At 56.4% G+C, this 9932-nt stretch carries 11 protein-coding genes; 5 read left to right on the forward strand and 6 right to left on the reverse strand.

The window, feature by feature from the left end; translation table 11 throughout:
• The first annotated feature begins 82 nt into the window (after positions 1-82).
• From panB to panD, 3 genes are all read left to right on the forward strand, one after another.
• Complete coding sequence (gene panB, locus M8318_RS01080) at positions 83-874, forward strand: 3-methyl-2-oxobutanoate hydroxymethyltransferase (RefSeq protein ID WP_106994278.1); 792 nt, start codon at positions 83-85, stop codon at positions 872-874.
• Between the two features lie 11 nt (positions 875-885).
• Positions 886-1740: a pantoate--beta-alanine ligase gene (panC, locus tag M8318_RS01085; RefSeq protein ID WP_106994277.1), complete on the forward strand. Its 855-nt coding sequence runs from the start codon at positions 886-888 to the stop codon at positions 1738-1740.
• A gap of 83 nt (positions 1741-1823) precedes the next feature.
• On the forward strand, positions 1824-2204 hold the full coding sequence (gene panD, locus M8318_RS01090) for an aspartate 1-decarboxylase (protein ID WP_106994276.1): 381 nt from the start codon (positions 1824-1826) through the stop codon (positions 2202-2204).
• 3 nt (positions 2205-2207) lie between these two features.
• Here panD and M8318_RS01095 read toward each other — a convergent pair whose 3' ends face one another.
• From M8318_RS01095 to M8318_RS01110, 4 genes are all read right to left on the reverse strand, one after another.
• The gene (locus tag M8318_RS01095; protein ID WP_262660695.1) at positions 2208-3455 is read right to left on the reverse strand and encodes a polysaccharide deacetylase family protein; all 1248 of its coding nucleotides are present in this window, start codon (positions 3453-3455) and stop codon (positions 2208-2210) included.
• 62 nt (positions 3456-3517) lie between these two features.
• Positions 3518-3958, reverse strand: coding sequence for a PTS sugar transporter subunit IIA (locus M8318_RS01100; RefSeq protein ID WP_262660696.1), 441 nt, complete (start codon positions 3956-3958; stop codon positions 3518-3520).
• 105 nt (positions 3959-4063) lie between these two features.
• Complete coding sequence (locus tag M8318_RS01105; protein WP_106994273.1) at positions 4064-4834, reverse strand: ABC transporter permease; 771 nt, start codon at positions 4832-4834, stop codon at positions 4064-4066.
• On the reverse strand, positions 4831-5757 hold the full coding sequence (locus M8318_RS01110; protein WP_106994272.1) for an ABC transporter ATP-binding protein: 927 nt from the start codon (positions 5755-5757) through the stop codon (positions 4831-4833). The genes M8318_RS01105 and M8318_RS01110 overlap by 4 nt, the downstream gene beginning before the upstream one ends.
• 107 nt (positions 5758-5864) lie before the next feature.
• Here M8318_RS01110 and can point away from each other — a divergent pair, with 107 nt between their 5' ends.
• Entirely contained in the window at positions 5865-6527 is a 663-nt protein-coding gene (gene can, locus M8318_RS01115; RefSeq protein ID WP_106994271.1) for a carbonate dehydratase, read from the forward strand.
• 97 nt (positions 6528-6624) lie between these two features.
• On the opposite strand, the gene hpt is transcribed toward can, so the two are convergent.
• Positions 6625-7161 carry a hypoxanthine phosphoribosyltransferase gene (gene hpt, locus M8318_RS01120; protein WP_106994270.1) on the reverse strand — a complete coding sequence of 179 codons (537 nt, stop codon included), beginning with the start codon at positions 7159-7161 and terminating at the stop codon, positions 6625-6627.
• A 205-nt stretch (positions 7162-7366) separates the two neighbouring features.
• Here hpt and M8318_RS01125 point away from each other — a divergent pair, with 205 nt between their 5' ends.
• Positions 7367-9754 (forward strand): glucose/quinate/shikimate family membrane-bound PQQ-dependent dehydrogenase, encoded by a 2388-nt coding sequence (locus M8318_RS01125; protein ID WP_262660698.1) that lies wholly within the window; start codon positions 7367-7369, stop codon positions 9752-9754.
• 89 nt (positions 9755-9843) lie between these two features.
• Here M8318_RS01125 and M8318_RS22655 read toward each other — a convergent pair.
• A partial coding sequence (locus M8318_RS22655) for an IS3 family transposase (protein ID WP_332018234.1) occupies positions 9844-9932 on the reverse strand: 89 nt, incomplete at its 5' end.

The following is a 9932-nucleotide window of genomic DNA, read 5'->3' on the forward strand; positions in this document are numbered from 1 at the left end:
TATCGAACACCTAAAATCATTGTTCCCTCGAATGTTACTGTTAGAATGCGCAAAGATTCGCTTTGGGCTATCAGGAAACAGTATGAAACCAACCACCATCGCTACCTTGCAGAAATGCAAACAGGACAAGCAGCGCTTCGCCACCATTACGGCCTATGACTACAGCTTCGCCAAACTCTTTGCCGAAGAGGGCATTAACGTCATGCTGGTTGGCGACTCGTTAGGGATGACGGTCCAGGGACATGACTCCACGCTGCCGGTGACGGTAGAGGATATTGCTTACCACACCCGGGCGGTGCGTCGCGGGGCCCCCGCCTGCCTGCTGCTCGCCGATCTGCCGTTTATGGCGTATGCCACCCCGGAGCAGGCGTTTGAGAATGCCGCCACGGTGATGCGCGCCGGGGCCAATATGGTCAAAGTGGAAGGCGGCGCCTGGCTGGTTGAGACCGTGCGCATGCTCACCGAGCGCGCAGTGCCGGTCTGCGGCCATCTGGGGTTAACCCCGCAGTCGGTCAATATCTTTGGCGGCTACAAGGTGCAGGGCCGCGGTGACGCAGCCCAGACGCTGTTTGATGATGCCCTGGCCATCGAAGCAGCGGGCGCCCAGTTGCTGGTGCTGGAGTGCGTGCCGGTCGCGCTGGCAAAACGCATCACCGACGCGCTCACTATTCCGGTGATCGGCATTGGTGCCGGTAACGTCACCGACGGCCAGATCCTGGTCATGCACGATGCCTTTGGCATCACCGGCGGGCATATCCCGAAATTTGCGAAGAATTTCCTTAGCGACGCAGGCGACATGCGCGGCGCGGTCAGGCAGTATATTGCCGACGTTGAATCGGGTGTTTACCCGGGTGAAGAACACAGTTTCCAGTAAGGAGTCTCGTTGTGCTAATCATTGAAACCCTGCCGCTGCTGCGCCAGCACATTCGTCGTTTGCGCCAGGAAGGCAAACGTATCGCCCTGGTGCCCACCATGGGCAACCTGCATGACGGTCACATGAAGCTGGTGGACGAAGCCAAAGCCCGCGCCGATGTGGTGGTGGTGAGTATCTTCGTTAACCCGATGCAGTTTGATCGTGCCGACGACCTGGCGCGCTACCCGCGCACGCTGCAGGAAGATTGCGAGAAGCTGAAAAAGCATAAGGTGGATTTCGTCTTCTCCCCGGCCCCGAATGATGTCTATCCGAAAGGCACGGAAGAGACCACCTTTGTTGACGTGCCTGGCATCTCCACCATGCTGGAAGGGGCCAGCCGTCCGGGTCACTTCCGCGGCGTCTCCACCATCGTCAGCAAGCTGTTTAACCTGGTGCAGCCGGATATCGCCTGCTTCGGCGAAAAAGATTTCCAGCAGCTGGCGCTGATCCGCAAGATGGTCGCCGACATGGGCTACGACATCGAAATCGTTGGCGTGCCGATCGTGCGCGCCAAAGATGGTCTGGCGCTGAGTTCGCGCAACGGCTATCTCACCGCTGACCAACGTAAAATCGCCCCGACGCTGTACAAGGTGATGAGCAACATGGCCGCCCAGCTGAAAAATAAAGAGCTGAGCAGCGAAGAGATTGTGGCCCTGGCAGAACAGGCGCTGAACGACGGCGGCTTACGCGCTGACGATGTGCAGATCCGCGATGCCGACACCCTGCTGGCGCTCTCGTCTGACAGCAAGCGGGCGGTGATCCTGGTGGCAGCATGGCTTGGCCAGGCGCGTCTGATTGATAACACAGTAGTTGAACTGGCTCAGTAAGTACTGAGCATATCCATGCTAACGGATTAGTTTCCTCAGCCCCTTCTTCGGAGGGGGATACGACAAAGAGTTAAGGTAACGTCATGATTCGCAAAATGCTGCAAGGTAAGCTTCACCGTGTGAAGGTCACGCAGGCCGATCTGCATTATGAAGGCTCCTGCGCGATCGACCAGGATTTTCTCGACGCAGCGGGTATTCTTGAAAACGAAGCCATTGATATCTGGAACGTGAGTAACGGCAACCGTTTCTCAACCTACGCTATCGCGGCTGAACGGGGCTCTAAAATTATCTCCGTCAACGGTGCGGCAGCGCACTGCGCCAACGTGGATGATATCGTCATCATCGCCAGCTTTGTCATGATGTCCGATGAAGAAGCACGCCGCTGGCAGCCAAAAGTGGCCTACTTTGAAGGGGATAACGACATGAAACGTACCGCGAAAGCGATTCCGGTTCAGGTCGCCTGATTTTTATCCTTGCGGCTGATTACTGATCAGCCGCGACATCGTCTCTAACGAGTCCGTTCTGAGCACATATAAGCGCTTCAGCAGGAATGGATTATCCCCCGGTTTTACCTTCCCTTTCACCGTCGTCACCGCCAGATGAAAACCAGCGTCGTTAGCCGCTTTTACCGCGTTATCGTTATAGCCACCGAACGGGTACGAAAGGTAGAGCACGTGCGGGTTAAACTGCGCCAGCGCGCGACGAGAGTGTTTAAAGTCCATCACGATGTTCTGGTAACTACGGCTCAGCAGGATCGGATGACGGTTGTTATCCACCCGGTGCAGGAAATGGGTGTGTGACTGCACGTCAAATACGTCCTGGATCTCACGCAGCTCGGAAATGCTCATAAACTGCAGCGATTTCGGGTCCCATTTCAGCGGATGGGCTTTGATCCGCGACGAGATAATAAACGCCGTGGCGTGAAAGCCGTACTGCTTCAGGATCGGCCAGGCATAGCGGCTGACTGACTTCAGGCCATCGTCAAAGGTGATCACCACCGCGCGGGACGGCAGGTTCATTTTGTTACGCACGTAGCCTTCCAGCTGGTACATCGTCAGGGTGGTGTAACCCTGGTCGCGCAACCAGGCCATCTGGTTATTGAAGGCGCGCACGCTGGTGGTGGTTGAGGTATGGCGAAAACGGGTGTTCTCTTCATCGCGCAGGATATGGTGATACGTCAGCACCGGCAGGCCGTTATCCTCCTGCGCATCCAGGCTGCTGACCCAGGCGAGGCGGTTGGCGATGCGGATCTGATACCAGGTCTGATTAAGCCGATCCTTCAGCTTGCTGAGGATCGGATAACGCAGATTGTTCGCCAGAGTGCCAAACGGCGCGCTGCCGGCATTGGGCGCGTTGTAGACCGGCGTATCTTTCCAGGTGATCAGGTTTTGGTTGCTGAGCGGTTTGTTCAGATCCCCAAGGCTGTCCTCCACCCGCTGTTTGCCCTGCACCTTGCCGAGATGGCCTTTGTCGATAAAGCCGGTGCCAAAGCCAAAGCGGAACTCATAGTAATCCGCCGCGGTGGGCACCACCGCAACGATCTGCCCGGCACGCAAATTGCCGACGGTGACGACCTTATTGCCCACCTGGGCCCAGATAGCGGCATCTTCGGTGGTTTGCATATAGCGGGGTGGAAGCCCTTGCTGGCTGAGCAGACTGGCAGAGACGCCGCCGGAGACCAGCAGCAGAAGCAGGAAAAAGATACGCGAGAACATAGGGATTTATTCAGTACGAAAAACTGACGGCATTGTAACAAAAGCGCCAGTAATACCAATGCCTAATATTTCTCCACGCTATGGAGCAGAACAAAAGGCGGGTTTTTCTGCTGCTGATGCCACAGGCTGCTGACCTCCGGTGCGCCGCGGGCCACGATGGTGTCGCGAAAGCCGATGCTGTCGGTCATCTCCCGCAGGGGGTACATCATCTCCAGCAAGGGATAACCGATCCCGGAGATCACTTCGCAATTGTCGTGCTTGTGGCTGAGGAGCGCCGCCGCGCGATAGGGGGCAGCGCCAGAGATATCGGTCAGGAAAATCACCCCGTCACCGCTGTCTACCTGATGCTGGGCATCGCACAGCATCCGGCTGAGCATATTAACACTTAATCCGCGCCAGAAATTGACCACCTGGCACTGCACCAGCGGCCCAAACCGGACGGCGAGCTTATCCGCCATCTCCTGCGCATGTTCGTCATGGCACGTGATTACCCAACCCAGCATCGTCACCTCTCATCAGAAAGGGGTAGTCTAGCGGGGTCGGGAGAAGATGGGGGTGATGATGGTCAATAAACCGGCCCGGCAACAGAACGCTGCCGGGCCTGAGGATCAGCTGCGCAGGCCGCGTCCGCGCTGGATCAGGTTCCAGCACAGCAGATAGAAGGCGACGATAAAGATCACCAGCACGCCGACGGTGGTCACCAGCGGCACATCGGAAATACCGAGGAAGCCAAAGCGGAAACCGCTGATCATATAGACGATCGGGTTCAGGTGTGACAGCCCCTGCCAGAACGGCGGCAGCAGCGTCAGGGAGTAGAACACCCCGCCGAGGTAGGTCAGCGGCGTCAGGACGAAGGTCGGGATCAGGCTGATATCGTCAAAGGTTTTGGCGAATACCGCATTCAGCAGGCCGGCCAGCGAGAACAGTACCGCCGTCAGCAGCAGCGTCAGGCCGACAAACAGCCAGGAGTGCACCTGGAACGGCACAAAGAACAGGGAAATCGCCGTCACCAGCACCCCGACGCACAGGCCGCGCGCTACACCGCCGCCGACGTAGCCGGCGATGATCACGTGGGTAGGCACCGGCGCCACCAGCAGCTCTTCGATATTGCGCTGGAACTTGGCGCTGAAAAACGACGATGCCACGTTGGCGTAGGCGTTGGTGATCACCGCCATCATGATCAGGCCGGGCACGATAAACTGCATATAGGTGAAGCCATGCATCTCACCGATCCGCGAGCCAATCAGGTTGCCGAAGATAATAAAGTAGAGGGTCATAGTGATCACCGGCGGCACCAGGGTCTGGATCCAGATGCGCATAAAGCGGTTGATCTCTTTGGCCCAGATACTTTTCAGCGCCACCCAGTAAAGCTGCATCATGCGCGATCTCCTTGTTTCTCATGGACCAGCGAGACGAACAGCTCTTCCAGTCGGTTTGCTTTGTTACGCATACTTAATACCTGAATCCCCTGCTGGCTCAGCTGGCTGAAGACGCTGTTGATCCCCTGCTCGCGCAGGACTTCCACTTCCAGGGTGGAGGTATCCACCAGACGGTACTGATAGCCTTCCAGCTTCGGCAGGGCGCTTTTCGCCGCCAGATCGAGAATGAAGGTTTCTGATTTCAGCTTGGAGAGCAGGCTCTTCATCGAGGTGTTTTCCACCAGCTCACCATGCTGAATGATGCCGATGTTACGGCACAGCATCTCCGCCTCTTCCAGGTAGTGGGTAGTGAGAATGATCGTGGTGCCTTTGTCGTTTAAATCCTTTAAAAAGCCCCACATCGAGCGGCGAAGTTCGATATCCACCCCGGCGGTCGGTTCATCCAGAATCAGCAGTTTTGGCTCATGCATTAACGCCCGGGCAATCATCAGACGACGCTTCATGCCGCCGGACAACATCCGCGCACGTTCGTTGCGTTTTTCCCACAAATCGAGCTGTTTGAGGTACTTTTCGCTGCGCTCAACCGCTTCTTTGCGCTCCACGCCGTAATAGCCTGCCTGGTTAACCACAATCTGCTGAACGGTCTCAAACGGATTGAAGTTGAACTCCTGCGGCACCAGCCCCAGCTGGCGCTTGGCGTTCACCACGTCCTTTTCCAGGTCGTAGCCGAAGACCTTTACATGGCCGGAGGACTTATTCACCAGCGAGCTGATAATGCCGATGGTGGTGGATTTACCTGCCCCGTTGGGCCCCAGAAGCGCATAAAAATCACCGGCTTCGACTTTAAGATCTATGCCGCGCAGTGCCTGGACACCACCCGGATAGGTTTTTTTAAGCTGCTCGAGCTCCAGTGCAATGGTCATGAAATAGAGTTACCTATAGTGCTGACACGCGAAGTGTTGTTTTAAAAAAAATGGAGTTGCCCTATATTAGCGCAACGCATTAACCCGGTTACAGGCCGTTTATCTCCATGAATGACATAGATACACTCATCAGCAATAACGCACTATGGTCAAAGATGCTGCTGGAAGAAGATTCCGGATTTTTTGAGAAACTGTCTCAGGCGCAGAAACCACGCTTTCTCTGGATTGGATGCTCCGACAGCCGCGTTCCCGCTGAACGTCTGACTGGCCTCGAACCGGGCGAACTCTTTGTTCACCGTAACGTCGCAAACCTGGTGATCCACACCGACCTGAACTGCCTGTCCGTGGTGCAATACGCCATTGACGTGCTGGAAGTCGAACACATCATCATTTGCGGTCACTACGGCTGCGGCGGTGTACAGGCGGCGGTCGAGAACACCGAACTGGGTCTGATCGACAACTGGCTGCTGCACATTCGTGATATCTGGTTCAAACATAGCTCACTGCTGGGGCAAATGCCGCAGGAGCGTCGTCTGGATACCCTGTGTGAACTGAACGTGATGGAGCAGGTCTATAACCTCGGCCACTCCACCATTATGCGGTCTGCCTGGAAGCGCGGGCAGAAAGTGACGATCCACGGCTGGGCGTACGGCATCCACGATGGCCTGCTGCGCGATCTGGAAGTGACCGCCACCAACCGGGAAACCCTGGAGCAGCGCTACCGCCGGGGCGTCTCAAACCTGACCCAGAAGCACGATAATCATAAGTAAGCCCGCAAAAAAGCCGGGTGGCGGCGTCGCCTTACCCGGCCTACAAAAGCGCGGTCCGTAGGCCCGGTAAGCGTAGCGCCACCGGGCAATACCCACCTTACTCGTCCAGCAGCACCACTTTGCCGACATACGGCAGATGGCGATAACGCTGAGCGTAGTCAATGCCGTAGCCCACCACGAATTCGTCCGGAATCGAGAAGCCAACATACTCCACGGGAACCTGAACTTCACGGCGGGTCGGTTTGTCCAGCAGGGTACAAATCGCCAGCGATTTTGGTCCACGCAGGCTGAGAATTTCGCGCACCTTCGACAGGGTGTTGCCGGAGTCGATGATGTCTTCAACAATCAGAACATCTTTGCCGCGAATGTCTTCATCCAGGTCTTTAAGGATTTTCACATCACGAGTGGTCGACATACCGCTGCCATAGCTGGAGGCGGTCATAAAATCGACTTCATGGGAGACCTGCACTTCGCGGCAGAGATCGGCCATAAACATGAAGGAACCGCGTAACAGACCCACCAGCACCATCTCGCTGCCGCTGTCTTTATAGGCTTCGGTGATCTGACGACCGAGTTCGGCGATACGCGCTTTGATCTCCGCTTCCGGGATCATCACTTCAACAGTATGTTTCATTTTACTAACCGTATGTTTTTAGAACGAATTTCTCAATGCCGATGGATTCGCGTCCGGCATCGCTACATAAGCCCTGAAGTATACCAGCAAATGGATCCTCCTGGCGCATCCGTTCATAAAAGCCAGATTTGTGATTCCGATCACACTTGTTAAGTTCTATAATTAATTGCTATCAAAAAATTAACAAACTTAAAGAGTACTTTTTATGGCGGAAACAAAGGTTCAACACTCACGGTTACTCGTGAGGCTTACAGCGCTGTTCGCAGCCCTGTGCGGGCTCTACCTGTTAATAGGGGGAGTCTGGCTGGTGGCGATTGGCGGCTCCTGGTACTACCCGATTGCTGGCGTAGTGATGTTAGGCGTCACCCTGTTGTTATGGCGCAGTAAACAATCGGCACTGTGGCTTTATGCCGCCCTGCTGCTCGCTACAATGATCTGGGGTGTCTGGGAGGTCGGTTTCGACTTCTGGGCGCTGACCCCACGCAGCGATATTCTGGTCTTCTTCGGTATCTGGCTGATCCTGCCTTTCGTCTGGCGTCGCCTGATCGTGCGCTCCGGCGGGGCAGTTACCGCGCTGGTCGTGGCGCTGCTGATCAGCGGCGGGATCCTGACCTGGGCTGGTTTTAACGATCCGCAGGAAATCAAAGGCACGCTGAATGCCGATTCCACCCCGGCGGCGGCGATCTCCGACGTGGCAGATGGCGACTGGCCTGCCTACGGTCGTAACCAGGAAGGTCAACGTTACTCCCCGCTGAAGCAGATCAACGCGGACAACGTGAAAAACCTGCAAGAAGCCTGGGTATTCCGTACCGGCGATCTGAAAATGCCGAACGATCCAGGCGAGCTGACCAACGAAGTGACGCCGATTAAAGTGGGCAATATGCTCTACCTGTGTACGGCGCACCAGCGTCTGTTCGCGCTGGATGCAGCCACCGGTAAAGAGAAATGGCACTTCGATCCGCAGCTGAAAACCAATAACCAGTTCCAGCACGTAACCTGCCGTGGTGTCTCTTACCACGAAGCGCGTGCCGATAATGCCAGCCCGGAAGTGATTGCCGACTGTCCGCGCCGCATCATGCTGCCGGTGAACGACGGTCGTCTGATTGCTCTCAACGCGGAAACCGGCAAGCTGTGCGAAACCTTTGCCAACAAAGGCGTGCTGAATCTGCAGACCAACATGCCGGATCAAACTCCGGGTCTGTATGAGCCGACTTCACCGCCGATCATCACCGATAAAACCATCGTGATTGCCGGTTCAGTAACGGATAACTTCTCCACCCGCGAAACCTCCGGTGTGATCCGTGGTTTTGACGTTAACACCGGTAAGCTGCTGTGGGCCTTTGACCCGGGTGCGAAAGATCCAAACGCTATCCCGTCGGATGAGCACACCTTTACCTTCAACTCCCCGAACTCCTGGGCGCCAGCCGCCTATGACGCGAAGCTGGACCTGGTCTACCTGCCGATGGGCGTGACCACGCCGGACATCTGGGGTGGCAACCGCACGCCGGAACAAGAGCGTTATGCCAGCTCCGTAGTGGCACTGAATGCGACCACCGGGAAACTGGCGTGGAGCTACCAGACCGTTCACCACGATCTGTGGGATATGGATCTGCCGTCCCAGCCGACGCTGGCTGACATCACCGTTAACGGCCAGACCGTACCGGTGATCTACGCCCCGGCGAAAACCGGTAATATCTTTGTGCTGGACCGTCGTAACGGTCAGCTGGTCGTGCCGGCACCGGAAAAACCGGTTCCGCAGGGCGCAGCAAAAGGTGACTACGTTACCAAAACCCAGCCGTTCTCCGATCTGAGCTTCCGTCCGAAGAAAGACCTCAGTGGGGCAGACATGTGGGGCGCCACGATGTTTGACCAGCTGGTGTGCCGCGTGATGTTCCATCAGCTGCGCTATGAAGGCATCTTCACCCCGCCGTCCGAGCAGGGCACGCTGGTGTTCCCGGGTAACCTGGGGATGTTCGAATGGGGCGGTATCTCCGTGGATCCGAACCGTCAGGTGGCGATTGCTAACCCGATGGCGCTGCCGTTCGTTTCTAAGCTGATCCCACGCGGTCCGGGTAACCCAATGGAGCAGCCGAAAGACGCCCAGGGTACCGGTACCGAATCCGGTATTCAGCCGCAGTACGGCGTGCCGTATGGCGTGACCCTGAATCCGTTCCTCTCTCCGTTTGGTCTGCCGTGTAAACAGCCTGCCTGGGGTTACATCGCAGCAACGGATCTGAAAACCAATCAGGTGGTATGGAAAAAACGTATTGGTACGCCACAGGACAGCATGCCGTTCCCGATGCCGATCCCGGTGCCGTTCAATATGGGTATGCCGATGCTGGGTGGCCCTATCTCCACCGCCGGTAATGTGCTGTTCATTGGCGCGACTGCCGATAACTACCTGCGCGCATATAACATGAGCAATGGTGAGAAACTGTGGCAGGGTCGTCTGCCAGCCGGTGGGCAAGCCACGCCAATGACCTATGAGGCCAATGGTAAGCAGTTTGTGGTGATCTCCGCGGGCGGTCACGGTTCGTTTGGCACGAAGATGGGTGACTATATTGTTGCCTACGCATTGCCTGACGAGAAGTAAAAGCAAAACGGCAACGAAAGTTGCCGTTTTTAGAACTGTAGGCCGGGTAAGGCGTAGTGAACTGCGCCCCAAAACCTGGACGGCTTGTATTAACCGGTCTTCAGATACTCAGCCCGGAACGCCACCGGGCTGAGTCCTCCCAGACTCAGTTTGATACGCTTGTGGTTCCAGTACCTTA

The sequence above is a fragment of the Leclercia tamurae genome, assembly GCF_025566055.1.
Lineage (GTDB): Bacteria > Pseudomonadota > Gammaproteobacteria > Enterobacterales > Enterobacteriaceae > Enterobacter > Enterobacter tamurae.